The 24,612-nt window shown below is 40.1% G+C and carries 24 protein-coding genes; 15 read left to right on the plus strand and 9 right to left on the minus strand.

The features are described from left to right. Positions 1–85: 85 nt before the first annotated feature. The 6 genes from EHQ64_RS04355 to EHQ64_RS04380 all read right to left on the minus strand — a co-directional run bounded on the left by EHQ64_RS04355 (position 86) and on the right by EHQ64_RS04380 (position 7,044). Positions 86–1,024: a fumarylacetoacetate hydrolase family protein gene (locus EHQ64_RS04355; RefSeq protein ID WP_135648292.1), complete on the minus strand. Its 939-nt coding sequence runs from the start codon at positions 1,022–1,024 to the stop codon at positions 86–88. 2 nt (positions 1,025–1,026) lie between these two features. Beyond that, on the minus strand, positions 1,027–3,324 hold the full coding sequence (locus EHQ64_RS04360; protein WP_135648293.1) for an ankyrin repeat domain-containing protein: 2,298 nt from the start codon (positions 3,322–3,324) through the stop codon (positions 1,027–1,029). Between the two features lie 4 nt (positions 3,325–3,328). Further along, entirely contained in the window at positions 3,329–3,841 is a 513-nt protein-coding gene (locus EHQ64_RS04365; RefSeq protein ID WP_135648294.1) for a TlpA family protein disulfide reductase, read from the minus strand. A 118-nt stretch (positions 3,842–3,959) separates the two neighbouring features. Beyond that, complete coding sequence (locus tag EHQ64_RS04370; RefSeq protein ID WP_210410818.1) at positions 3,960–4,394, minus strand: hypothetical protein; 435 nt, start codon at positions 4,392–4,394, stop codon at positions 3,960–3,962. Positions 4,395–4,450: 56 nt separating this feature from the next. Beyond that, positions 4,451–5,716, minus strand: coding sequence for an acetyl-CoA acetyltransferase (locus EHQ64_RS04375; RefSeq protein WP_135648296.1), 1,266 nt, complete (start codon positions 5,714–5,716; stop codon positions 4,451–4,453). A gap of 17 nt (positions 5,717–5,733) precedes the next feature. Further along, on the minus strand, positions 5,734–7,044 hold the full coding sequence (locus tag EHQ64_RS04380; protein WP_135648297.1) for a 3-hydroxyacyl-CoA dehydrogenase family protein: 1,311 nt from the start codon (positions 7,042–7,044) through the stop codon (positions 5,734–5,736). Between the two features lie 401 nt (positions 7,045–7,445). Here EHQ64_RS04380 and amt point away from each other — a divergent pair, with 401 nt between their 5' ends. The 8 genes from amt to EHQ64_RS04420 all read left to right on the plus strand — a co-directional run bounded on the left by amt (position 7,446) and on the right by EHQ64_RS04420 (position 14,314). Further along, positions 7,446–9,545: an ammonium transporter gene (gene amt, locus EHQ64_RS04385; RefSeq protein WP_135648298.1), complete on the plus strand. Its 2,100-nt coding sequence runs from the start codon at positions 7,446–7,448 to the stop codon at positions 9,543–9,545. A 150-nt stretch (positions 9,546–9,695) separates the two neighbouring features. Further along, positions 9,696–9,959 (plus strand): hypothetical protein, encoded by a 264-nt coding sequence (locus EHQ64_RS20300; RefSeq protein WP_210410812.1) that lies wholly within the window; start codon positions 9,696–9,698, stop codon positions 9,957–9,959. After that, positions 9,960–11,129 carry an RlpA-like double-psi beta-barrel domain-containing protein gene (locus EHQ64_RS04395; RefSeq protein ID WP_135648299.1) on the plus strand — a complete coding sequence of 390 codons (1,170 nt, stop codon included), beginning with the start codon at positions 9,960–9,962 and terminating at the stop codon, positions 11,127–11,129. 30 nt (positions 11,130–11,159) lie between these two features. Further along, complete coding sequence (pnuC, locus tag EHQ64_RS04400) at positions 11,160–11,720, plus strand: nicotinamide riboside transporter PnuC (protein ID WP_167882351.1); 561 nt, start codon at positions 11,160–11,162, stop codon at positions 11,718–11,720. An 8-nt stretch (positions 11,721–11,728) separates the two neighbouring features. After that, on the plus strand, positions 11,729–12,739 hold the full coding sequence (locus tag EHQ64_RS04405) for an AAA family ATPase (RefSeq protein ID WP_135648301.1): 1,011 nt from the start codon (positions 11,729–11,731) through the stop codon (positions 12,737–12,739). A gap of 53 nt (positions 12,740–12,792) precedes the next feature. Next, entirely contained in the window at positions 12,793–13,329 is a 537-nt protein-coding gene (locus EHQ64_RS04410) for a metal-dependent hydrolase (protein ID WP_135648302.1), read from the plus strand. 66 nt (positions 13,330–13,395) lie between these two features. Beyond that, positions 13,396–13,812 carry a hypothetical protein gene (locus EHQ64_RS04415; protein WP_135648303.1) on the plus strand — a complete coding sequence of 139 codons (417 nt, stop codon included), beginning with the start codon at positions 13,396–13,398 and terminating at the stop codon, positions 13,810–13,812. Positions 13,813–13,855: 43 nt separating this feature from the next. Continuing rightward, positions 13,856–14,314 carry a hypothetical protein gene (locus EHQ64_RS04420; protein ID WP_135648304.1) on the plus strand — a complete coding sequence of 153 codons (459 nt, stop codon included), beginning with the start codon at positions 13,856–13,858 and terminating at the stop codon, positions 14,312–14,314. Between the two features lie 62 nt (positions 14,315–14,376). Here the strand turns inward: EHQ64_RS04420 and EHQ64_RS04425 are convergent, their stop codons facing one another. The 3 genes from EHQ64_RS04425 to EHQ64_RS04435 all read right to left on the minus strand — a co-directional run bounded on the left by EHQ64_RS04425 (position 14,377) and on the right by EHQ64_RS04435 (position 18,342). Further along, positions 14,377–16,380, minus strand: a complete 2,004-nt coding sequence (locus tag EHQ64_RS04425; RefSeq protein WP_135648305.1) for a M48 family metallopeptidase — start codon at positions 16,378–16,380, stop codon at positions 14,377–14,379. 157 nt (positions 16,381–16,537) lie between these two features. Continuing rightward, positions 16,538–17,407 carry a heme o synthase gene (gene cyoE, locus EHQ64_RS04430; protein ID WP_135648306.1) on the minus strand — a complete coding sequence of 290 codons (870 nt, stop codon included), beginning with the start codon at positions 17,405–17,407 and terminating at the stop codon, positions 16,538–16,540. Next, a complete protein-coding gene (locus EHQ64_RS04435; protein WP_135648307.1) occupies positions 17,404–18,342 on the minus strand; it encodes a COX15/CtaA family protein in 939 nt (312 codons plus the stop codon). The genes cyoE and EHQ64_RS04435 overlap by 4 nt, the downstream gene beginning before the upstream one ends. Positions 18,343–18,663: 321 nt before the next feature. On the opposite strand from EHQ64_RS04435, the gene EHQ64_RS20155 reads away from it, so the two are divergent. The 7 genes from EHQ64_RS20155 (at position 18,664) to EHQ64_RS04465 (ending at position 24,598) form a co-directional block, all read left to right on the plus strand. Further along, positions 18,664–18,822, plus strand: coding sequence for a hypothetical protein (locus EHQ64_RS20155; protein ID WP_167882352.1), 159 nt, complete (start codon positions 18,664–18,666; stop codon positions 18,820–18,822). 58 nt (positions 18,823–18,880) lie between these two features. Then, on the plus strand, positions 18,881–19,690 hold the full coding sequence (locus tag EHQ64_RS04440) for an SCO family protein (RefSeq protein WP_425460398.1): 810 nt from the start codon (positions 18,881–18,883) through the stop codon (positions 19,688–19,690). A gap of 26 nt (positions 19,691–19,716) precedes the next feature. Next, positions 19,717–20,739 (plus strand): cytochrome c oxidase subunit II, encoded by a 1,023-nt coding sequence (gene coxB, locus EHQ64_RS04445; protein WP_210410813.1) that lies wholly within the window; start codon positions 19,717–19,719, stop codon positions 20,737–20,739. A gap of 11 nt (positions 20,740–20,750) precedes the next feature. Beyond that, positions 20,751–22,334, plus strand: coding sequence for a cytochrome c oxidase subunit I (gene ctaD, locus EHQ64_RS04450; RefSeq protein ID WP_135648309.1), 1,584 nt, complete (start codon positions 20,751–20,753; stop codon positions 22,332–22,334). Continuing rightward, on the plus strand, positions 22,321–23,103 hold the full coding sequence (locus tag EHQ64_RS04455; RefSeq protein WP_135648310.1) for a cytochrome c oxidase subunit 3 family protein: 783 nt from the start codon (positions 22,321–22,323) through the stop codon (positions 23,101–23,103). The genes ctaD and EHQ64_RS04455 overlap by 14 nt, the downstream gene beginning before the upstream one ends. A 159-nt stretch (positions 23,104–23,262) precedes the next feature. Beyond that, positions 23,263–23,922, plus strand: a complete 660-nt coding sequence (locus EHQ64_RS04460; protein ID WP_135648311.1) for a hypothetical protein — start codon at positions 23,263–23,265, stop codon at positions 23,920–23,922. A 112-nt stretch (positions 23,923–24,034) separates the two neighbouring features. Beyond that, positions 24,035–24,598 (plus strand): CarD family transcriptional regulator, encoded by a 564-nt coding sequence (locus EHQ64_RS04465; RefSeq protein WP_008593510.1) that lies wholly within the window; start codon positions 24,035–24,037, stop codon positions 24,596–24,598. Positions 24,599–24,612 lie beyond the last annotated feature (14 nt).

The following is a 24,612-nucleotide window of genomic DNA, read 5'->3' on the forward strand; positions in this document are numbered from 1 at the left end:
GAACGGATAAGGAAGGGAATCTTTCCAAGGATGCTATACGGAAAAATTTTCCGAATTGAAACCTTGTAATTGAAGACAGATACAATTATCTGTCTTCTCTGACTTTCAGTTTCATCGTTCCTAGATCTAAACTTCTATCTTCTGTTTTTAGTTCGGCTTCAATTATATCTCCTATCTTGAGATACTTGGGACTCGCGAGTTGTTTTTTAACGAAAATTTCCATAAGCTTTTTTTCGGAAAAAAGGAAAGATGCGATCTTCTTCACAAATCCTCCAGGAGCATTCAATGCAACTCCGGAAGGAGTTCCTGTAAGAATAATATCTCCCGGAAAAAGATCCATAATGCCTGAAAGTTCAGTTAAAGTTTCTTCGGGTGGAAAGATCATCTTGTCCAAGCTGGAATTTTGTCTGGGTTCCCCGTTAACTTTTAAAGAAATTTTAAGTTTTGAAATTTTACTTACTTCTTCTTTTCCTACAAGTTCAACAAAAGGGCCGATTGGGCAGAATGTCCTATAACTTTTTCCCTTAAACCATTGCCCTTGAGGGATTTGTATGTCTCTGGCTGATACGTCATTTGCTAGAGTGATCGCCCCCACGTATTCATGAAGATTTTCTTTTGTGATAATTGTTTTTCTTAGAATTTCTTTTTTTAAGATTATAACCATTTCTGCTTCATAATCTAAAAGTTTAACGAAGGAAGGTTTAATGATCTCTCCGATAGCACTAGTCAAACTGGATGGAGCTTTGGTGAAAAAAAGATTATAATCCTTATCTTTCGGATCCATTCCGGTTTCTATAATATGTTGGGCGTAATTTTTTCCTTGGCAGATAATATTACGAGGATCGGTAATTGGAGAGAGGATCTCGACCTTTGAAATTTCGATTGGATTTCCCTGAATTTCCGGTTGTTTACCTTCTAAATTTAAGAAATCTATAATATGATTCCCTTGGATTGGGACTATACTATCTTCTTTAACAATTCCCCAAAGAATTTTATTTTCGGAACGAAATCTACAGATACGCATACTTACTCCACACAGTTAACCTGGCATTCGGCCCCTGCCTTTTTCAGTATTTTTACTATATTCGGATTTTCGTAACGATTTTTTTGTACGGCCCAGTCCATAGGAGTCCAACCGATATTATCCTTTTCGTTTACTTTTGCTCCCGCCTGGATCAATAACTTTAAGGATTCCGGATCCCCGCTTTCCGCGGCCTTATGCACTGGTGTCCATCCGTCATCATTTTTCAAATTTGTATCCGAGCCTCTTTGCAGAAGTAATTTGGTGATTTCTGGAAAAGGGACTGAAAGATGTAGTGGTGTCATCCCATCGTTTCTAGTTGCATTCGGATCTGCTCCCGATCGTAAGAACAAAGCACATAATTCATAAAAACCGTGAAGAACGGCTCGATGCAAAGGAGTTTCTCCTTCTCCATTTTTCGAATTTAATACTGCACCGATCTGAAGTAAAAACGAGGATACTTCATAATAGCCGAAGCCCGCGGATTTGTGCAAAGGAGTATTATCTAAATAATCCTTTGTATTCGGATCAGAACCTCTTAATACGAATCGATTGATCTCATCGATTTTTCTTTGTCGGATACTTTCAAAAAAATCGGAGTCCAAACTTGAATTTGTCTTAATGGAAGTCCTAAGCACTTTTAAAGAGTCCGGGCTGATCAGTATAGTATCGTTTTCGGCCAATCTTTCTGCAGCAGTTTTGTTCAAATCCGAGCGGATTGAATTCGGATTTGCTCCTAGTTTAATACTCGTATCTACTTGTGTCTTTGATCTTTTATCGATCCCTTCGTGAAGTAATAGATCTGCAGTGTCTTGATCGAAAAGATTTTTTCCGATCTTGGGCACTGCCTTGTTCCTAAAATGATTGAAATAACTGATCTGCTCTTCTGAAACGAATTCCGATCTTGCCAAAGTTTCGAGTATATGTTTAAATCCTTCTCCTATCTTTTCTATATGGATTTTCTTCCTTTCCGGATCGGATTCCAACGCTTCTGCAAGAAAAGATTTCTCTAAAATTTGATATAGTCCTGAAAGTTTACTTTGCAGATAAGATCTTCCGGTGGTCTCCGATGTCAGGATCTTTCTTTCTACTCTTGCTTTTAATGCAGAAGATTCAGAACTAGATCTCATTTTGATCAAATCGTTTCGGATCGATCTATAACTTAAGATTGCTCCGGTAAAATCGAAGTCTGAGTATTCTCTGTCCCCTTCTTTTTCTAAAAGATGGAAAACTACAAAATTCAGCTTTTCCACTCGTTCATCTAAAGCCTTTTCAAATTCTGATAGTCTATATGCGGAGGGAGTTTTGCTTACGTACTCTTTTTTTAGATTTTTGTATTCTTCGCTTAGATCCCTTAAAAAAGAAATCTCTCCTCCCTTTTGGGCGGAAGTATCCATTGCGGAAAATTTATCTTTGTATATTAGAAAATACGAATTAGCAATTTTACCTCTGATGTTTTTTAGGTATTCCGACATATCCTTTTTGGATTTATCAGAAAGCCTTTCTTCCAAAGCGGTAAGAGTTTCTAAATATTCCGGGATTGATCTTTCATAAAGTTTTTCTTTTACTAGATCGTCTGCTTTGGAAAGTTTGGGGCGAATTGTCTCTATAAAACCTTTTGCAGTTTGGTCTTCGATCTTAAAATTCAGTACATTAATTTCTCCTGTCTGATCGTTTTGGATCTTAAAACTAGGAAATTCTACTTTTTCTACCGCTCCGGGAAACGCGGCTGCAAAGTTGATCGCGTATCTAGGATCGATCAGTTTTCTTCCGGCTTCAGCCGAATAATAGTCGATCTGATACTCCGGAAATTCCAGATCGAAAGATGTTTTGATAGTATAAGTTAAAGCTACTGAATCCCTTTTCTGAGATCTGAGATTTATCTTATAACCCTTATTCGATGCGAATATTGTGCCCGAGATCAATTCGTCTGCATCTATCGCATCTGCGATCTGCTTCATACAAATTTCGTCGCTACAATTCAACTTTTGATTTAGTTCCACTTGTTTTAATAAAGCGGAAAGAGAATCATCGTCGGCTATATTAAATTTTCCTTCATAATTCCTTAATATTGAATTTATGATCCCGTTCCTAAATCTGCTTTCTAAATATTTCGGGACCCCATTTTCTAATTTTAGCTTATGAATATAGATCTTTTGAACCGAGTTTTCTTTAGAGAATAACTCCTGATCTATTCCGGAGAAAAGTAGAAGGAAAAGAATAAAAATAGATCCGAAGAATGTTGCATTTGTAGGAATTCCCACGACGAAATTGATTTTAGATTTTATAGATCCGTTTTCCAAGAAATTATCTCCTAGTTTCCAAAACGGAAATCAGTTTCGTCCAATTTTCGTTTGTGTATCCATATTCTTTAAATAGGATCTTTTTCTTTTGGACAACGATCGTAGTAGGAGTTCCTGGAAATCCCAAAATTCTCATACTCGTTTGTAAGCTATCAAAATATAAGGAAGCCTGTTTTTTGATCCCGAATTCTTCCGCGAGTTTGGAAACGGATGCAGGATCATCTCCTATAAATATGATCCAGAGATAGAGTTTTCTATTCGGATGAGATACATTCCATTTTTTAGAATATTCTAATAGATTTGGGACTTCCTCCTTACATGGAGGACAGTCAGAACTTGTAAAATTTAGGATTACCAGATCGTCTTCCGATAAACGATTCAATTCTTGGTATAATGTTTTTCTTTCCATTTCCATGGAATAGAGAGGTATATTTTGGATTTCCTTGAGTTCTCTTGGATCTGCAGATAAACCTTTTACAAACAGGATAGGAAGAAGGATCCAAAGTGTAATCTTCATACGGAAAAGCCCAAAAGGTTTACCCCTTTTGATTTTAAGACCCGTATATGATTCGATTTACTCCCTTAAGTTTTCCGTTTTAGAACGAAGTCCTAAGAATTCGGAATAAATTTAGGTCTTATTCTTCTTCTGCTGAGAAAGTGAAAACGAAACAGGAAAGTATGCTTAATACGGTTTGGTAGAATGCCCAGAGCCAGACGAGCTTTACTGGAAATGCTCCTGTAAATTGGGAGATTGCCAGTGCAGGAGCAGCGAATGCAGCAATAGAAAAGCAAATCCCAACGAGCAATCCACCTAAAAGTCCGTATGGAAGAGAAGGGCGAACCAAGGATACTAAGATCCCGATAAAGAAAACTTGTAGAAAGTCCGCTGCAATAGGGCCGAGCCAAAAGACTTGAGAAAACGGAATGAAGAAGTCTTTGAAGCTTGGGTCAAAATAAAAAACGGAGAATAGAAGAGTTCTGAGGGAAACTGCGGCAACTTCCCATAGACCAAGGGCTACAAAAAACCTAAGTAAGAATTGATTCCAATCTTTTGTCGTGCGTAAACCCATATAAACGAAAAGCCCGGGGATACCGGGCTTTTCCATTCTTTTTTTGTAGAAAGAATTTATTTTCCGACTACGAATACGTAATTGGTGGTTGCTGATCCTCCGATATTGAGCATCAGTCCGTTTTTAGCGCCTTCTACTTGGTAATCACCTGCAGTTCCGGTAACTTGTTTGTAGATGTCTAACATCATTCTCACACCGGAAGCTCCAACTGGATGTCCCGCTCCGATAAGTCCACCCGATGGGTTGATTGGTTTCTTACCGTTGAAGTCAATGATTCCATCTTCGATAGCTTCATGTTCTTTACCCGGTTGGCTGATCCCAAAAGCGGAAATTGCAGCATACTCGGAAGAAGTGAAACAGTCATGAGTTTCGAAAACGTCTATGTCCTTAACGTTTAAACCGGAACGATCATAAGCGTCTTTTACTGTTTGGCGAGTCCAAGGAAGAACCCATTTGTCCCCTTTAGATTCGGCAACTTTCGCTTCGAAAGTGATTGGAGCGACTCTGTGTCCCCATCCTTTGATCTTAGGATAAGCGGAAAGTTTAGTTCCTTTTTTCTTAGCGAATTCTTCCGCGTAATTCTTGTTAGCAAGAACCACTAACGCAGCGCCGTCAGTTACCTGAGAACAGTCGGTGATAGCAAGGCGTCCTCCTACTGCCATATTGAATTCTCCGCCTCTTGCGTTTGCGTGTTCATTATTCATGAACCAAGAACGGGTTTGAGCCTTAGGGTTACGTTTTGCGTTTGCGTAATTGATCCTGGAAATTTCAGCAAGCGCTCCCATATAACGTTTTTCATCCAACTTGTAACGCTCTAAAAGAACGTCCGCGAGTTTTCCGAAAAGTTTAGGGAAAGGAAATTGAACTCCTTTCGCTTCTTTTTCGTAGTAAGCTGCAGTTCCTAAGAAGTCTCCTCCAACAGAAGAAGAAACTGTCTTCATGATCTCCATACCTACAACGATCGCTACATCATAATCCTTGGAGCGAAGTTTGGTTTGAGCTGCATCAATTGCAACTGAACCGGAAGCGCAAGCTGCTTCGTAACGAGCGCCTGGAACTCCGTAGAAACAAGGATCTACTTCGGTTAAGAAAGCGCCCAAATGTCCTTGGACTGCGTATTGTTCACCGTCGAAATTTCCTACGAAAACTCCGATACGATTTTGTTTGTTTAACTTTTTGATTTCGTCGGGAGTAAGACCAACTTTTTCAAGTCCGTCTTGAACGGCTTCCCTGAACAAGGACATGAAGGTTTTACCTTCTTTAGTCCAGTTACGTTGAAAGTCTGTTTGTTCTCCACCGAGTACGTAAACTGCGTCTTTCATGAATCTTTCCTCCCTAATTATCCTTTAAAAAGAGAACGAGCGTCTAAAACATCTTTCAGTTGATAGAAAGGTTTTCCCGCTTTCGCTTTTGCCAATACTTCCGGAACAGGAAGTTTTGCTTTAGTGATTAGACTGATTGCTTCTTTAGGTCCGCCTAAGAAGTCTACGAATGCGGAAGCAGGAGCCCAGTTAAATCCGGTTCCCATCGCTAAGTCAGTCATCTCTTTGGTGTCCACAACTTCTCCTACGAGGGAGAGAGAGTAGCTTACATAACGAGCGATAAAGTAACGAGCAATGTCCGCTTCCAGACCTTTTGCTTCTTTCACGATGTTCATCGCACCGATATAGTCCGCTTCTCCAATTCTACGATTCGCGTCTTTAATGAACGGAATATCGAATTTAGGGACCGGAATATACAGATCACCTTTGACATCGTAATATAATTTTTCTTTCTTACCGTCAGGGGTTTTGGTCATCTTATAAAGACCTTGTCCTGATTTTCTTCCTAAGTCTCCGCGATCGATTAACTTCTGGAAATAACCTGGAAGTTTGAAAGTAGAATGAGCAGCATCCTTAGTCATCTCATAGAGGTTGTCTACGATCGCCTTATGAACATCCAAACCTACGAAGTCAGCAGTGTCCAAAGGAGCCATTGCTCTTCCGGTGTATCCGCTCATGATAGCATCGATAAGAGCGATACCACCTTTGTCTGAATATTCTTCCGCTTTGATCGCAGCTTCGTTGATTAATTGGAATCCGATCCTGTTCCCTGCGAATGCAGGAGTATCATTCGTATAAACAACCGCGCGTCCGAGAGTTTTATCTAAATACTCTCCGAGTTTTTTAGTAACTTTTTTATCGTTACCTGCGTGAGTTACTAATTCACAAAGGATCATTTTGTATGGAGGGTTGAAGAAGTGAGTTCCGTAATAATGTTTTTTACCGTCTTCGTCGAAAGCGTCAGCTAAACGAGCGATAGAAAGACCGGAAGAAACGGTAGAAACGATCGTGCCCGGTTTACGAGCCTTAGCGATCCTTTTGTTGATCGGTTCTTTTACTTCATAACTTTCAGCAACAAGCTCGAAAACCCAATCGGATTCGGAGACTGCTTTTTCCAGGTCTTGATCATAAGAACCAGGAATTAATCTAGGACGGATTGTGTCCGTCTTGATGGAAGAAATAGCTTTTTCGATCCCTTCTTTAGCTTTGTTAACGTCACGGGCCAACATATGGACTTTCGCCTTACCAAAGGCTGCCACGATAGCTGCGGATCCGGCGCCCATTGTCCCATTTGCGCCAAGAACGGTTACGGTTTTGATTTCCCTCATGGAATTATACCAACATCTCGGTTTTTGTAGAGTTAATCCTTGTTTAAAACAGGCTTTTTAGAGGGAAAGGCTTTTTTCTCCTTCGAAGCGCCTGCTTTAGCCGTTATCTATAAGACTTTGTAGAACGGTCGTTACGTTCGAAATAAACACTGTTCTTCAAAAAAATCGGATTTTCTCTTGAAACGGAGGCGGTTTTAGAACTTTGAAAAAGGACTTAGATACCTTTTGAAGTTAGAACCCACTCAAGTAAGGGGTGCTAGGTCGGGCAATTATCAGTCTTCTTTGTTGGATAATAATAAGGTTTCCCGCTTGCGTCTTGTTAGATTGAAATGAAAATCTTCCGATAATTTAAATTAATAAGCGAAACAATTCTACAGGAATCATTCGGGGGAACCTTTTCTATGAATCTAGAAAAGAGCTTACTAGATATACTTTGGGTTTTGGTTTGTTCCGGGCTCGTTCTGATCATGCAAGGTGGATTCCTTGTATTAGAATCCGGATTAACTAGAGCTAAAAACTCTATCAATGTCGCGATCAAAAACGTTGCGGACTTCGGAGTCGCCACTCTTCTTTTTTATACATTCGGGTTCGGACTTATGTTCGGAGTTACCTGGAATGGAATTATAGGAACTTCATTATTTGCTCCAGTATTTCCGGAAGGAAAGGCCTGGCCTCCGACTTTCTTTCTATTCCAGCTAGTATTCTGTGGAACTTCTGCTACCATCGTGTCCGGAGCAGTTGCAGAAAGATTAAAATTCCATTCTTATCTATTCGCTACCGCTCTGATCTCAGGAGTAATCTATCCGATCGCAGGCCATTGGTGTTGGGGAGGGAGTTTTACTAACGAGGAACATGGATGGTTGGCTGCTAGAGGTTTCCATGATTTCGCAGGATCCACTTTAGTACATAGTGTGGGTGGTTGGGTTTCTCTTGCACTTCTTCTTGTTGTAGGAGCAAGGATCGGAAGATTTCCAGAGAACGAAGCTCCTAAGACAGTAACCGGAAGTAATCTTCCGATGGCGATGCTAGGAGGAATTTTACTCTGGTTCGGTTGGATGGGATTTAATGGGGGAAGCACATTAGGTTTTAACGAAAAAGTTCCGGGAATTATACTAAACACAATCATATCTTCCGGATTCTCTTTGATGGTGGCCATGTTATCCGCTTGGCTGATTAAAGGATTTCCGGAAGCGACTGCCCCATTGAACGGATCTCTGGCTGGTCTTGTAGCGATCACTGCGGGTGCGGATTGTTTTACTCCGATCCAGTCTGCAATTATCGGAAGTATTGCAGGTTCCTTCGTTCTACCTGCGGAGAAACTGTTAGAAAAATTTAAGATAGACGATGCGGTCGGAGCGATCCCTGTCCATTTGATCGGAGGAATTTGGGGAACGATCGCCGTAGGAATATTCGGGGACTTGAATTTGATCGGATCGAACGTAAGTAGATCTTCCCTGATCTTAACCCAGTTTCTGGGGATCATCTCTGTGGGAATTTTTGCATTCGGACTTTCCCTTCTAATCTTCTATCTTTTGAATAAATTTTTCCCTCTCCGTGTAGATGGAGACGAAGAAAGGATGGGATTGAATATTTCGGAGCATAAGGCTACGACCGAACTGATCGATCTGTTTTTAGCGATGGATTATCAAAGAAAGACAGGAGATCTAGCCATCGATGTCCCTGTAGAACCCTTTACCGAAGTAGGTCAGATCGCAGAACGTTATAATTTGGTTCTTGGAAAGGTGAGAAGTACTCTTGCGGACAACGAAAAGGCCCGTGTCGAAATTGCTGACGCGTACGAAAAAGTTAGGATCGAGCAAGATAAGGCTGAAAAACTACTTCTGAATATTCTTCCGGATGCGATTGCTCAGGAATTGAAGTCAAATACTGGACTCATCGCAGACAGTTATCCGAATGTTTCCATTCTATTTGCGGATATAGTAGGGTTTACTAGGATTTCTGCAGCCATGAAACCTGAATCCGTGGTGAGAATATTGAACGAAGTATTCTCTCATTTCGATATTCTGGCAGAAAAGTACGGTCTAGAGAAGATTAAGACCATCGGAGATTCTTATATGGCCGTAGGAGGCCTCCCTTTGCCGAATGAAGCGCATCCATTGTTAGTTGCTCATATGGCTTGGGATATGAAAGAGCTTCTTTCCAAGTTTAAACTCAAAAGAATGGGTACAAAGTTGCGTATGCGGATTGGAATTAATACAGGTCCGGTTGTAGCAGGTGTCATCGGAACCAAAAAATTCATCTACGATATATGGGGTGATGCGGTAAATCTAGCAAGTCGTATGGAATCCCATGGTGTTCCGGGAGAAATTCAGGTTACAGAGTCTACTGCAGAGCTTATTCGATCCGATTTTGCGTTAACAGAAAGGGGAGAAATCAAAGTAAAAGGAAAAGGTTTAGTTAAAACCTTCTTAATCAGCCATCGACTACGTTCTCCTGAAGAAACTTTTGCTGATCTTGGATACTCATTCAGTGCAACTTAGAGATGAAAACGAAACATTATGATTCGTTTTAGTTTGCTTTAATGAAAGAAAATGAAAAAAGGTTTTACTCTTTTGGCTCTAAGTCTTACGAGTGGAAATTTACTCTAGGAATAACGGAAAGATTTCCCCCAGATACAAGGAGTATCTACCATGGTAGCTAAGAAGAAAGCAAAGAAAAAAGCCGCACCGAAGAAGAAAGCGGCAAAGAAGAAAGTAGCGAAAAAAAAGGTCGTTAAAGCCACTAAGAAAAAAGCAGTTAAGAAGAAGACTGCGCCCAAAAAGAAAGTAGTTAAGAAAAAAACTGCTCCAAAACCGGCGCCTCGTCCTGCTGCTCCAGTTGCGACCCCAGAGCCTACGCCTGCACCAAGCCTGTTCCCAACTGGCGGTTCCAGCGAAGGAGAGAGCAATATCTAATTGCTCTTTTTTCTAAAGAAACTGGTCCCGCTCCCTCTTGGGAGCGGGATATTACTCTGCTTCCTACTTTTTCTACTCTCCCAATCCGGGTACCCCCAAAACTCACCTCCTATCTACGCTAAGGTCCTATGTTTAAATTCAGTGGAAGGCTGCGAATGTAAACTTTCCGAAAAAGAACAAAACATACGGGTTTTTCATGGAGAAGCAGTGATTTTAGAAGAACCTCCATCTAAGTCAGAACTCTTAAAGATAAGAAGTTCTAATCGTTCCTGTATTTATCCTAGATCAGGTCTTAAACCTCTGGCTTATCAGCATGCATTTAGGCCGATGCAAACCAATTTAGATCATTCTCCTAAGCCTCTAGATAGATTTCTCTCTCAGGATGATCTAGATCGCTTGTCGGAGCTCCAACAATTGGATCTAGGAGCATATTATCCTACATTTTATCATTTAGCATTAGAGGATGCATTTCCAGGAACCGAGGTTGCAGCTTATTCCCCGTCCGGAAAAGAAATAGGTAGAGCATCCGCTACATTTTTGGAACAAGTTCGTTGGGAAGGAAGCGGAGTAGCAAAGGACGGAAAGAAGTATCATTTTGCCGGAGATGGAAAATACGAACTCTATGATCTAGAATGGGGTTGGGGGGCCGGATATAATTATCAGGTGTTTCCTTACAGGACTTTGGCGATTAGTTTCAAAGATCTTTGTGAGAAGCTAGGATCCAGAATATCTTCCTGCAATAAATCCAAAGTAATCGGAGCTCTCGCATTTATTCCTAAGATCAAAGAGAAAAAGATCAGAATGCAAAATGGAAAATACCATGATGGGTATTTTTGTCTGAACGATACCGGATCTCCACTTTATATCCGTGACGATCGTATGGATATTTTTGTTGGAGTACATGGAGGAGGAAGTCCATATCAGCCTCCGGAACTTTCCAGAAACGTATTTTTGGATGCCGGGATTAAACCCTTATATCCTTCCGATTGGAAATTGTATAGTTCCGAAAAAGAAAGGTATTGGTGTCCAAAGGAAAAACTCCCTCGAAATCCGTTCTCTCCCTCCGAATCAGAATGCAAATTGGATTATCATGCCCAGGCTCCCGAAAAAGGAATGGAGATGAAGATATTTTTTCGTAAGGACGGAAGTTTGGTCCGTTGTAGGACTTAGGTTATAATGGGTTTTATTGGATCACTAGAAATGTTAGGATCCATTTTTGGATTTATCTGTGTGGCACTTTATACGCGCAGAAACTTATTAAGCTGGCCCGCAGGCTTAATTCAGGTTTTGATCTTTGTTTATGTTTTTTACGAAGTAAAACTTTACTCAGATATGTTCCTTCATATTGTTTTTGTTTTTTTACAAATATATGGCTGGGTGAACTGGGCGAATGAAAAAGAAACCAAAGGTGACATTCAAATTAGGAGATTGAATTATAAGATTTTCTTTCTTACCGGAATAATAGGAATAGTTTGTACATATTTACTTGGAACAGGTATGCAAAATTGGACAGATGCATCTTTCCCTTATACTGATGCTGGATTGGCGGTGTTTAGCTTGATCGCACAATGGATGATCGCAAAAAAGATCTTAGAAAATTGGTTATACTGGATTATTATAGATATTTGTTCTATTGCCTTATATGCATTCAAAGAACTTTATTTTACATGTGGGCTTTATTTCTTATTCTTTATATTGAGTATCATAGGATACTATAGTTGGTCTCTTTCCATAAATAAAAAAGATCAATTCCTATCTTAAATACATATATGAAAAAAACGGGTTTAGTTTTAGGGAAATTCGCTCCTTTGCATAAAGGCCATATGTTCCTAATAGAAACTGCCTTGCACGAAACGGATGAGTTGATTGTACTAATCTATGACTCTCCAAATCATATCTCTATTCCTTTAGATATAAGAACCGGTTGGATACGAAGATTATTTCCGGCTGCATCTATTATAGAATCTTGGGATGGTCCAATGGAAGTTGGAAGCGGACCAGAAATTGAAAAACAACATGAAGATTATATCTTAAAACTATTGGGAGATAAGAAGATTACTCATTTTTTCTCTGGAGAATTTTACGGAGAACATATGAGCAAAGCTTTGGGAGCAATAGATCGAAGGATAGATCCTGATAGGCTACAGTTTCCCACTTCCGGAACAGAGATAAGAAACAATCTTTTTTTTAATAAACAGTATCTAGATCCAATCGTATATTCAGATTTTATAAGTAATATTGTTTTTTTAGGAGCCCCTTCTACGGGAAAAACTACTATTTGTAATGCTCTCGCTACGGAATACGATACTGTTTGGATGCCTGAATTCGGAAGAGAATATTGGGAAAAAAACCAAATAGAAAGAAGATTAACTTTTGAACAATTGACTGAGATAGCCTTAGGTCATATAGAAAGAGAAGATAAATTAATATTGAAGGCAAATAGATTTATTTTCACCGATACGAACGCATTGACCACGCGAATTTTTTCGCAGGACTATCATGGCAAGGTTTCTGAGGAACTTGAACTGCTAGCAGAATCTTGTGTAAAACGATATGATCTGGTCTTTCTATGTGAAGCAGACATTCCTTTTGAAGATACTTGGGATCGTTCTGGTCCAGTAAAACGAGAGATCTTTCAGAAGAGGATAGAATCGGATCTAAGATCTAAAAAAATCCCTTATATTCGTTTAACAGGAAATTTAGAAGAAAGGATCAAAAAAGCCAAAGCTATTTTGGATAAACAAATAAAATTTGGAAACTCATTTGATCTCTTTTCATAAAAAACGTTCCTTACTCCTTGAAATGATCTTAAATTGAAAACTAGGAAGGCATAATGGCTACAATCTTTTCTCATCCTGCAGTTCCAATTTCGCTCTTCTTTCTATTTGGGAAAAAGAAAATTCCTCTACTTCTTGCATCTTTCGGGATCTTATTCTCCATTCTGCCTGATTTCGACGTTGTCGCATTTAAATTCGGTATTCCATACGAAAGCGATTGGGGGCATAGAGGATTTACTCATTCAATCTTATTCGCTTTGGGAATGTCCTTCTTGGTTGCATTCTTCAGAACGAAACTGAAAACAAGTTGGGCAATTATCTTTCTTTTCCTTTTTATCTCTGCAATTTCTCACGGGATACTGGATGCGATGACAACCGGCGGCCTTGGCGTTGGATTTCTAATTCCATGGACTTCGGAGAGATACTTCTTTGAATACAGACCGATCCGGGTTTCTCCAATTAGTCCTAAGAACTTTTTTACGGAGAGAGGTTGGGTAGTGATCCAATCCGAACTTTTGTTTATCTGGCTTCCCGCGGTTTTGATCTCTACAATTGGGATACTAACAAGGAAATTTTTAGGAAGAAAGGAATAGAAAAGGATTTTTTGTCTTAAATCTTAGTGGATACGGATACGTTAATATAGATTAGCGGAATTTAAAATGACTAAGAGTGATTCGAAAGTTTTATTTTATGTATTATCAGAAATTTTGTTCATACCACTCTGTATGTTTTTCTTTTTTCCTCCAGAGAATATGCGGGAGGGTTTGTTTCGTGAGATCCTTTCCAGTTTATCCCCTCCGGTAGTTGTATTAATTACTATCGGATTATTAATGGATAAATTTTCTAGTTGGAAAGCGGATATAGGTATGATTCTGATTTCCGGTCCGGGACTCGCTCTTGCATCGATGAATTTAATACATTTATCAATTCAATCTAGTGATGAAGCTTTGCGCGAGAATGCTTTGAAGTTATCGCCAGTTCGCGGTACTTTAATTTGCGGATCTCTAGTTTTGTTTGGCGCGCTTTTGTATTATTGGGGAAATAGAAAATCTAAGAATGTAAATTTATCACAATGAAAAGCTTTACATTCTCTAAAATCTCATATGCACTGAGAGAAGAATGCAAATCAAAAGAACCGTTCCAATATTTCTTCTTCTGTTCTGCACGAGTCATTTGTTTGCAGAAACAAATACTGAATCCATCTTAAAGCTAATCCATATCGTTGAAAAAAAACCTGTAGATCAAAGTTCTCAAAGGGTTTACGATCAAATCATTCAATATGCGATTGAAAGTAAATCCGTTCAGATCGTAGTCTCTCCTAAATTACTCCCTTGGTTCACTCGAGATACAGATTATAAACTGATCTTATTCGGATCTTTTATAGCCGGTAATATAAAGCCTCAATTGATTTCCGGAATAAAGGGAGATGATTCTTATTCAGGGATCTTAAATCTGATAAAAACGTACGAAGAGATCCGAAAATTCAACGAATCATTCTATATGATAGAGATAGATAGATTGATCGAACTGGAAAAAGACGGAAGGTTAAGAGACTATACTAAAACTGCGACGCAGTGAACTCGATAAAAAAACCGACAAGTTATACCACTCGTCGGCTTTTTATAAATCTATAAAGATAGTTATTGGACTACTAAAAGGTCTATCTTTCCGTGTTTATTATATTTTACGAATGCTTTCCCCTTCTCATAATAATCATGGTAATCGCCTTGTTTTCTAAACTTGGAGCCAAGAAGTTTTTCGGCCGCAGGTTTGGAAGATCCTACTGTGATCCCTTGTCCTAAACCTGGGCTTGCATCACCTACAACGTTTACTTGAACTACAGTTCCCATATCTAGAATAAAAGCGGTTTCTTTAGAATCATATTCGAAATATTCCAATCCACTTTTCTTATCCGTTTTGATCCTGGTAGGTTTTCCCCAATTCTTGAGTAAGTCTTCTAACTTATCACCCGGTCCTACTCCTCCAACTTTAAAAGCATTTACTTCGTTCGCAGGAGTAGGGTTTGTAAGTTCGATCGAATGGATCTTTGCTAAAACTTTTGCCCAACCCGAAGTTGAATCATAATTACTAAGATAATAAGTCGCTAATCCTTTCGACTTTGCATCTACGGAAGAATAAGATTCTACCAATGCGATATTCAAGATTGGAGTGAAGTTTTCATAAATATAATCCGGATCCACTTGTTGTTTTTGCGCAGTGGATTGTCCGATCGTTCTTAAATACTGAGCGATCTGAGCATTATTCCCGCTTTGAGCGGCAAGAGTACGGATCTTCTGATCGATCGAAACTGAAAGTCGATTGAATAATTCTTTTGCTTCTTCTCTTTTATCTGTCCAGAAAAGAACAACCCCTAAGTTATTTGCTAAGGAAACAGTTCCTTCTGCTTGAAAGGCTTGGTTTGCGAGATTGACTGCGACATCCAGATCCTTTTCATCTGCAGAATAAGAAAGTAATACCGCATAATTGGATAAGAAATATGGATCATCCGTTTTCGTGATTACATCTCTGTACGTTTTAAGAGCTCGATTGTAAGCAGCTTCGTTTCCTGGAACGATCCTCATCACTGCACGTTTGCTTTTATCCGGAGGAAATACCATTGTGTCTCTGAAAGAAGGCATATCCAATACCGGTTTTAATTTTAATTCTTCATTAGAAGCTGTCGCCATCCAGATCTTATGCATACAAACCGCAAGAGCCTTACTTAAGTAAGTATTCTCCGGAAATTTTTTCAGTCCGTCTTCCAAATTGGATCTTGCATCTTCTAAATTTCTTCCTAGCTGGATATCATCGAAAGTTTTTTCCATCTTAGCTAAGAAGCTATACAGTTCTTGTTTATCCGTTTTCAATCTGGATAATCTTTCGTTCGGAGAAGGGTGACTAGAGAAATAATGAGAACCGATCAATTCGGGTCTTGTTTTATCCGCTTTAGAAGCCGCTAATGCTTCCTTATAAGATTGTTCCACTTCGTTCAAGGTTTGGAGAGTGACTAACATGAAATCCCCTCCGTAACCCGCTTTGTCTAAAAGAAATAATCCAGTTTGGTCTGCGTCTAACTCTTGGTCTTGAGAAAATTTGCTATTTTCTAAAAATGCTTTTCCTGCAGGCTCGTCCTTCAACGCGTAAAACTTCTTCACACTATTGAAAACATGTTTATTATAAAAATGTGCAAGTTCGTGGGACAAAACTCCAGCGATATATCTTTCTCTATGATAATCTAATTTTTGGGCAGCATCCGCTTCTTTCTGTTTAATGATATCATCCAAAGAATCTAAAGCTCCCGAATGGATACAGAATTGTCCTCCTGCCATCGCGAATGCGTTAAAGCTAGGCTCCTTTACGATTTTATAAACTAGTGGAAAAGGAGGATTGCCCGAATTTTTGGAAAGTTTTCCGAAAGCCTTATCTATCGGCTTCTTCCAACCCTTATGATCCGTTAATACAGTCTTGGATTTGATCAAATTCGCAAATTGAACATTACTTTGTCTCACTAACTGAGAGTATAATTCTGCGTCGAACTCTCCCGGTTTACTTTGTGCAAAAAATTCTGAACTGAAAAATAATACGCTTAATAATACGGACGATTTTAGGACATAACGTCTCAGAAAATTCGAAACATCGAGCATGGATAGCCTCCGAGGAGAGAAAACTATCCATTATTAAACGACTGTCAACTATGAAAGGTTGAAAACTTAAGGTGTAAGGTTCGAAGGGGAAATAGGCCCTTTTCGGTAAAGGAAATTTCTTACAGAAATAAATTATATCCGGTTCTAATTCCTGAAATTAAGCGGAAATGGAATGATCTATTAAGATCAAGATATTGATTAAAAACAAGTGCAGAATACTGAAGAAGAAAAATCCTCTCGCAAATTTCGGCTCTGGGTTTTGAAATAATTTTACGGAAAAATAAAGTATAGAGATACTTAGGAAAACGGAAGAGATCATATAAAGCCATCCCATAGAAGGTTCGGCCCAATAGAATGCGATCACGGATCCTACATACAAAACGGTATAGAAAAGAATGGATCGCCCGGTTTCTTTTACACCTTTAACAACAGGGAGCATCGGAAAATTTGCGTCTTTATAATCTTCTTTTAAAAAAATCGCGAGCGCCCAGAAATGAGCCGGGGTCCATAAGAAGATCATAAGAAATAGGATCCACGCAGGTAACGGCAAAGAATTACTAACAGCCGCATAACCGATCAAAGGTCCTACACAACCTGCAACACCACCGATCACAATATTTTGATGTGTTCTTGGTTTCAGAAGAAGTGTGTATAAGAAAACATATGCGAGAAGAGCTGCAAACGCACAGATCGCAGTTAGAAGATTCGCAAAATAATACAAGATCCCAAATGCAACGAAGGTCATTGCAAAGCCAACGATCCAGGCTTGGGTCATGCTGATCCTTCCTGCAGGGATCGGGCGATTTGCAGTCCTTTTCATCTTAGAATCTCTGTCTTTCTCTAAGATCTGATTAAAGATGAAGGATGCCGAAGACATCAAAAATGTTCCGAGCATAGTCATGAAGACCAGAAGAGTTCCCGGTGAGGAAGAAGAACCTAAATACAAACCTGGAATTGCAGTTGCGAGAACTAGGGAAGTAACCCTAGGCTTCATCATTTGATTCCAATCTGACCAAAAACTATTCATGCGGCCTTATTCTTGGAGAGCTCTGAAGCTCTTTGCACCCAGATAGAATACACTGATAAGAAAAGTAAAATAGCAACTCCAGTATGCGCTGCAGTGACCAATTTAGGAAGTTTCGCGTAAACGTTCACGACGCCGAGTCCGATTTGAATCAGTAGCAGGATGATAGCTATACGAACGAATTTTTTGGTTTCAAGTGAGAAGTCCTTGAATATTCCGTAGAGGTTTATTAGTAAAATATAAAATGCTACTAAATATGCTCCTAGTCTATGTTGCACTTGGATTTGGATCTTAGGTTCGGGAACGGAAGGGATCCATTCTCCATTGCAAGTTGGAAATTCCAAACAAGCTAATCCGGCATAGTTGGAGCTAACTCTTCCTCCAAGAATGATTTGGAAGAATACTAACAAGACGCCGATCAAAAGAGGAATTTGATCTTTTTGTAATAGCCTGTTTCTGGTTACGAACAGATTAGAGCCTGGAGATCTTTCTAAAACTTTTGCTTTGAATGCTGCCGTTCCGATGCAGAGTAAGAAAAGGATCGCATTCAATAAGTGAAGATTCACAGTTGCAGGATCCAAAGATAATAAGACCGTTAAGCCGCCCAAAGTCACCTGAGAAGCGATCAAAAGGATGCCTAAAATAAAATATCCTAAGAAAGATTTTCTTAATTCAGGGACTATCGCAGTCCAAATTGTTCCAGCAAGTAAAATGATCCCCAAGAGTCCGGAATAATATCTATGACCGACTTCCATAAAAATATTAAAGTCGAAGTCAGGAAAAACTTTACCGAAACAGAATGGCCAATCAGGACAAGCAAGTCCGGAGTCCGTAGCTCGAACAAGAGGTCCGTATAATAAGTTTAGAAAAATTAAAACCGAATACACGACCAGAAAGAGAGAATACTTTCTGAAATGAGAATAAGTGGATGCGATCATTCTGTTTTGTCGGAGGGACCGAGGTCTCCTTTACCATACTTGAGCGTGTATCTATTGGGGCAAGAGATTTGATGTTTGAAAATTGAAACTGTAATTTTTGATCTGAGACTAATTCTCATGCAGAAAACTTTTTTAAAAGTAAAGAACGAGTGTTCTGCTGTTACCGACCCTGGAATAGAAGCTTTTTATGTCGGTTCTGAAGTAGAGGAACCGTGAAAAGCAAAAACGCTTTCAAAAAAAAGATAGGTCTTTGAGACTGGTTGGTACTTTCGCTTTTGATCGAAGCGAATCGTTTTTTTCTGATATTTTAGGAGCCATTCCATGAGCCAAAACGGAGACCATTACAACAAGGCAGGTTTTTGGACATTCGTGGTCGTGTTGACCGCAAACATTCTTTATTTCGTTTATCTCTCCGCATTTCACAAAGGTGTTAAGGATTATAACGAAGTTGTTCCTACCAATACTTCGGCAGCGAAGTAAGGAAAGAATCCAGGATAGGACGTTGTTCTCCTCCAATTCTCCGCAGCGGTTTTTCAAGATAGCTGCGGTACTCGTTCTCTTTTTACCTCTTCTTTCTATCTTTTCGTACGATACGGAAAGAGAACTTCCTTCTCATGCAGTCCCTGCGGAATTAGAAGGTGTAGGTTTAGAAGAAAAATTAGGAAGTTATATCGATACTAACTTATCCTTTGTTGATGAACAGGGAAAACAAGTTCGTATCGGAGACTATTTGAAAGACGGAAAACCTCTTCTTCTTACATTAGTTTATTATAGATGCCCTACTCTTTGTAGTCTTTATCTGAATGAATTATCCACTGCATTAAAGGAATTGAATTGGGAAGTTGGCAAAGAGTTCAATTATGTAGCAGTAAGTTTTGATCCGAAAGAAAAACCGGATCTTGCAAAAGCGAAAAAAGAAGTATATGTGAAAGATTATGGAAGAGGAAACGGCTCTGGTTGGAGTTTTTTGACCGGAAACGATCCTGAAATAAAGGCTTTATCTTCCAGCCTTGGTTTCTCCTACAAATGGAATCCATATAATGATCAATGGGTACATGTTTCGGTAGCCTATGTGATCACCCCTGATGGGCAAATTTCCAGATATTTAAAAGGGATCCCATTGGAAGAAAGAACGTTGAGATTATCTCTCGTTGAGGCTGGAAGCGGTAAAATCGGCGATTTGACAGACCGTGTTGCCCTTTTTTGCTTCCAATTTGATCCATCCAAAAATAGGTATACATTATACGCATTCAATATCATGCGAATCGGCGGTTTTCTTACCGTCCTCGTTCTTGCAGCGTTCTTATTCCGCTTTTGGAAGAAACAAAACTCGTCTAGTACAGTATAAAAAAAAGAAGGAGTGATTTCGATCCGATGAACTGGTTCTCTTTTATTACGGCGACAAGCTTCATGCCGGTTCCAGCGACTAAAGAATCGGGAGATGTAGATAACCTCTATATCTTTCTTCTTGTTTCGGGCCTTATCTCTTTTATCATTCTCATCGGGGGAATGGTAATATTTATCTTCAAGTATAGAAGAAAGACTGAAGATCAAAAGAGTGCGTACATCACGCATAACACTCTTGCAGAGTTTCTTTGGTCCTTCATTCCGTTTGTGATCATGATGGTCATCTTCGCTTGGGGATGGGATGTATTCCATGATCTTCGCAGAGTCGGAGAGAAGGGAGATGTGGAAGTTCACGTTACTGCTCGTCAATGGGCTTGGACTTTCAAATACGCAAACGATATCGAGATCAATAGCCCTACCGACAAAAAGTTGTTGGACGATCCGGATTCTACACTTCTCAAACCTGAGATTGTTGTAGTTCCTTTAGGCAAAACAATTCGTTTCATCTTAACTTCCGATGACGTTCTTCATAGTTTCTATGTTCCTGCATTCAGAAATAAAATGGATGCGGTTCCAGGTAGAAGAACGACCTTCACTTTCACTCCTATCGAAAAAGGAGACTTTACAGTTTTCTGTACTGAGTATTGCGGAACAAAACACTCCAACATGATGGCTACCATTCGAGTCGTTGATGGAGAACAATTCGCTGCTTGGCAAGCTGAGAAGATCGCTGCAAATGCAGGAGCGAGCAATAAAGGTCCTGCAGAAAGAGGAGAAGCCTTGTATAGAGGAAGCCTCGGATGTAGCGGATGTCACTCGATCGACGGATCTAGGATCGTCGGGCCGAGCTTCAAAGGTCTTTATGGAAATAAGAGAGACTTCGCTGACGGTTCTTCCGTAGTTGCGGACGACGCTTATATCAAACAATCTATCCTTGTTCCTACTGCAAAAATCGTAGCAGGATTTCCTCCGGCAATGTCTTCCTTCCAGGGAAGAATTAAGGAAGAAGAGATCAAGGACATCATCGAATTCATTAAGACGCTTAAATAGGATTACGGACAATGGCCCACGAGCAACATAATTACCTGAATCACCAGAAGGGGATTTGGTCCTGGCTTACGACCTTAGATCATAAGCGTATCGGGATCATGTACTTTATCGCGATCATGAGCTTCTTCTTCTTAGGAGGAGTTTTCGCTCTATTAGTTCGCGCAGAATTATTCACACCTGGAAAAACTCTTTTTTCCGCAGACGTTTATAACAGAATGATGACCTATCATGGAGCCATTATGGTGTTCATGGTAATCGTTCCTGGTATCCCTGCAATTTTCGGAAACTTCGTTCTTCCGATCATGTTAGGAGCAAAAGACGTAGCTTTCCCAAGATTGAACTTAATGAGCTGGTACATGCTGATGATCGGAGCTGCGATCACCGGTTCCACTCTATTCTTGGAAAACGTAGATACAGGTTGGACCTTCTATACTCCATATTCTTCCATTAAAACCGGATTGGGAGTAATTCCGATGGTTCTGGGAGTATTCATCATCGGATTCTCCTCGATCTTGACAGGGTTAAACTTCATTGTGACTACCCATAAGTTGAGAGCACCTGGAATGACCATGAATAGAATTCCTCTCATGGTTTGGGCGCTTTATTCAACTGCGATCCTCCAAGTATTGGCAACTCCGGTTCTTGCGATCACTCTACTTCTTTTAATTGCTGAGAAAACTCTTGGAGTGGGAATTTTCGACCCTCAATTGGGCGGGGATCCGGTTCTGTTCCAGCACTTCTTCTGGTTCTATTCTCACCCTGCGGTGTATATCATGATCCTTCCTGCGATGGGTGTGGTCTCCGAATTAGTGGCTACTTTCTCTCGTAAAGTGATCTTCGGGTATACTGCAATTGCTTACTCTTCCTTAGCGATCGCTGGAGTTTCCTTCTTAGTTTGGGGACACCATATGTTCGTTTCTGGACAATCTGAGTTTGCAGGGGTTTTATTCTCCTTCATAACAATGCTTGTGGGAGTTCCTACAGCGATCAAATTGTTCAACTGGATCTCTACAATGTATAAGGGAAGTATCCGTTTGGATGCACCTATGTTGTATGCGATCGGGTTCATGTTCTTATTCACGATCGGTGGTCTGACTGGAGTGTATCTGGCTTCTACCGGTATGGACGTTCACTTTCACGACACTTACTTCGTAGTGGCTCACTTCCATTACGTAATGGTGGGAGGAACTTTGATGGCTCTTATGGGAGCATTGATCTACTGGTTCCCTAAAGTTACCGGAAAAATTTATAGCGACCTAGTCGGAAGAATTTCCTGGGTCTTTATCTTCTCCGGATTTAACGTTACCTTCTTCCCTCAATTCATCTTGGGAAATATGGGAATGCCTCGTAGATACTACGATTATCTTCCTACATTCACCGAGTTAAACCAAATGTCCACTTTCGGATCTTGGTTGATCGGAACAGGATTCTTGGTCGGACTTTTCGGAGTGATCCATGCACTTCTGAAAGGAAAAGAAGCAGGAAACAATCCTTTCGGAGGAAAAACTTTGGAATGGACCATTCCTTCTCCTCCTCCTCATGAAAACTTTGACAAGACCCCAGTAATTTCCGGAGGGCCATATGAGTACCGCTAATCACACAGGTGGTGGCTTTCATCACGCGCACCATTTCGACAGCGCAGAGCATCAATATGAATCTTCTAAACAAGGGATCTGGTTATTCCTCGTAACGGAAATTCTAATGTTCGGTGGATTATTCGTAGGATATTCCATTTACCATTCACTATATCCGCAGGTTTTCCATGCAGGAAGTAAGCAACTTTCAGTTGTGATGGGTGCAGCGAACACAGTAGTTCTTCTTTTCAGTTCTTTTACAATGGCACTTGGGATCAACTATGTGCAAAGAGGTCTGAAGAATAAGGCGATCATCGCTCTTGCGGTAACGATCGCTTGTGCTGCGATCTTCATGGTTGTAAAATACTTTGAATATACCCACAAGTTCCATGTAGGAACTGTTCCGGGTAAATATGCTTACACTGAAGACTTAGGTCCTAACGGTGAGAAAGTAACTAAGGTGGGAGCTCTTCTTGCAGAAGCGAACAAACTTAGTGTAACTGAAAGAGAGCATAAATTGCATCTGGACGAAACCGAATACGAACACCTGACCCTTTTGGAAAAAACCAAAAACTGGCCTTTGTTCTTCGGATTCTATTTTGTAATGTCCGGGATCCACGGTTTACACGTTCTTGCTGGAGCGTTCTTGATCTTCTGGGTACTTCTGAAAGTGCTTAAAAATCAAGTCGGCCCTGAATACTACACTCCTGTAGAAGGAGTCGGATTATTCTGGCACGTGGTAGACTTAATTTGGATCTATCTCTTCCCGCTTCTCTACTTAGTAGGATAAGATCGAAATACTCGATCGAATGCGAAAAAGCCGAAACGAAAGTTTCGGCTTTTTTATTTTAGGCCCTGAAATCGAACGGGATCTAAAAAAACTGCGAATAAACGCCGATTTCTGCCGATATTTGGAAAGAGAGTAATATCCTCCGGACATCGGTATCCAATGCAAAATATAGATTATTCCAGAAGACTGAGACAATCCGGAACCAGAGGTCCGGTACCTAGAGGAGAATCAGCTCCTACAGTCCAAACTATTCAACATGTTCGAGGTGCTACTTCTCCAATCCGTTCTTTTCCGAGCTCCAGATCCATTTTTCTAGTATTGATTGGGGCAATTTCTCTTTTTACCGGAGGAGTAGTTGTCGGTTTAAGATTGGATCAAAAAGAACAGGCTTTTGCTCAAAACGAAACTCAATCTTTTTATAATGCAGGAAGAAATGTAAGAACGGAACAATCCGTTGAAGAAAGAGAAAATTCTTCCGCCGAATCCACAAACTCTAGCAATTCATCCACACAAGCTCAGACGGAAACTTCTTCTGCACCTTCCAATCAATCCGGAGGGCTAAAATTTCCTGCAAGATCCGATAAGGAAAATTATTTCTTATCCATTCCAACCGAAGATTCGGTGGAAGCGATGGAAATTGGAAAAAAATTGCTTAGAGCAAGACCTGAGTTCCAGGGAAGATTTTTTCGCTCCAAACAAGGCGAATTATTCGTAGGATATTTTTACGGAAAAGAAGAAGCGATGAAAGCTTTAGAATCCATTCGTCCTTTGAACGATCCTATTTTTCATAAAACTGCAGTTCACAAACTTCAATTCTGATCTGAAATTTCGGACTTCGCACTGTTCCGAGCTTAAACTCATTTTTTCCTTGACTTTGCCTTAAAATCTGCTATATTTTTGGGCAGAGTTTTAACGGAAGTCTTAATACTAATTGGCTGGCAAAAAGAAACAATCTGGCTACGATCATGGCGTAGGCGACTACGTCGTATATCCAATCCACGGGGTAGGTGAGATCACCGAAATCGCTAAAAAGGTTATCCTGGGAAAGAAAAAAGAGTGCTACGTAATGGAAATCCAGGGTAGCAAGATGAAGGTGATGATCCCCGTCGATAAGGCAAAGCAGGTCGGAATTCGACCGATTATCGACAAGAAGGATATTAAAAAAGTCATCAATCTGCTCAAGAAGGACGAGGTCGATACTGAAGAGGACTGGAAAATCAGGTACCAAAATAACCTGAACAAAATTAAGTCCGGGTCGATCTTTGAAGTGGCGGATGTATGCAGGAATTTATTCCGCAGGGCAAACGGCAAAGAGCTGTCTATCATGGAACGTAAATTGTACGAGAGTGCGTACAATCTTGTGAAGATGGAAGTTGCCCTGAGTAAAGGTGTTTCGCAGGAAGAAGCGGGAAACCTTGTATCAGATGTTTTAGCTAGTACATTTGCTCCGGGAGAAAGAGTTCCCGTGGCTGCAGTCGACATAGACGAAGAATAGTTCCGATTAAAACT

The sequence above is a fragment of the Leptospira sarikeiensis genome (assembly GCF_004769615.1).
Classification (GTDB): domain Bacteria; phylum Spirochaetota; class Leptospiria; order Leptospirales; family Leptospiraceae; genus Leptospira_B; species Leptospira_B sarikeiensis.

Bases quoted from the DNA above. Each gene is read 5' to 3' on its own strand.
- EHQ64_RS04375 (WP_135648296.1), bottom strand. From the start codon at position 5,716: ATGAAAGACGCAGTTTACGTACTCGGTGGAGAACAAACAGACTTTCAA.
- EHQ64_RS04410 (WP_135648302.1), top strand. From the start codon at position 12,793: ATGGCTACAATCTTTTCTCATCCTGCAGTTCCAATTTCGCTCTTCTTT.
- EHQ64_RS04365 (WP_135648294.1), bottom strand. From the start codon at position 3,841: ATGAAGATTACACTTTGGATCCTTCTTCCTATCCTGTTTGTAAAAGGT.
- amt (WP_135648298.1), top strand. From the start codon at position 7,446: ATGAATCTAGAAAAGAGCTTACTAGATATACTTTGGGTTTTGGTTTGT.
- coxB (WP_210410813.1), top strand. From the start codon at position 19,717: ATGAACTGGTTCTCTTTTATTACGGCGACAAGCTTCATGCCGGTTCCA.
- EHQ64_RS04435 (WP_135648307.1), bottom strand. From the start codon at position 18,342: ATGATCGCATCCACTTATTCTCATTTCAGAAAGTATTCTCTCTTTCTG.
- cyoE (WP_135648306.1), bottom strand. From the start codon at position 17,407: ATGAATAGTTTTTGGTCAGATTGGAATCAAATGATGAAGCCTAGGGTT.
- EHQ64_RS20300 (WP_210410812.1), top strand. From the start codon at position 9,696: ATGGTAGCTAAGAAGAAAGCAAAGAAAAAAGCCGCACCGAAGAAGAAA.
- EHQ64_RS04455 (WP_135648310.1), top strand. From the start codon at position 22,321: ATGAGTACCGCTAATCACACAGGTGGTGGCTTTCATCACGCGCACCAT.
- EHQ64_RS04425 (WP_135648305.1), bottom strand. From the start codon at position 16,380: ATGCTCGATGTTTCGAATTTTCTGAGACGTTATGTCCTAAAATCGTCC.
- EHQ64_RS04380 (WP_135648297.1), bottom strand. From the start codon at position 7,044: ATGAGGGAAATCAAAACCGTAACCGTTCTTGGCGCAAATGGGACAATG.
- EHQ64_RS04415 (WP_135648303.1), top strand. From the start codon at position 13,396: ATGACTAAGAGTGATTCGAAAGTTTTATTTTATGTATTATCAGAAATT.
- EHQ64_RS04355 (WP_135648292.1), bottom strand. From the start codon at position 1,024: ATGCGTATCTGTAGATTTCGTTCCGAAAATAAAATTCTTTGGGGAATT.
- EHQ64_RS20155 (WP_167882352.1), top strand. From the start codon at position 18,664: ATGAGCCAAAACGGAGACCATTACAACAAGGCAGGTTTTTGGACATTC.
- EHQ64_RS04370 (WP_210410818.1), bottom strand. From the start codon at position 4,394: ATGGGTTTACGCACGACAAAAGATTGGAATCAATTCTTACTTAGGTTT.
- pnuC (WP_167882351.1), top strand. From the start codon at position 11,160: ATGTTAGGATCCATTTTTGGATTTATCTGTGTGGCACTTTATACGCGC.
- ctaD (WP_135648309.1), top strand. From the start codon at position 20,751: ATGGCCCACGAGCAACATAATTACCTGAATCACCAGAAGGGGATTTGG.
- EHQ64_RS04460 (WP_135648311.1), top strand. From the start codon at position 23,263: ATGCAAAATATAGATTATTCCAGAAGACTGAGACAATCCGGAACCAGA.
- EHQ64_RS04405 (WP_135648301.1), top strand. From the start codon at position 11,729: ATGAAAAAAACGGGTTTAGTTTTAGGGAAATTCGCTCCTTTGCATAAA.
- EHQ64_RS04420 (WP_135648304.1), top strand. From the start codon at position 13,856: ATGCAAATCAAAAGAACCGTTCCAATATTTCTTCTTCTGTTCTGCACG.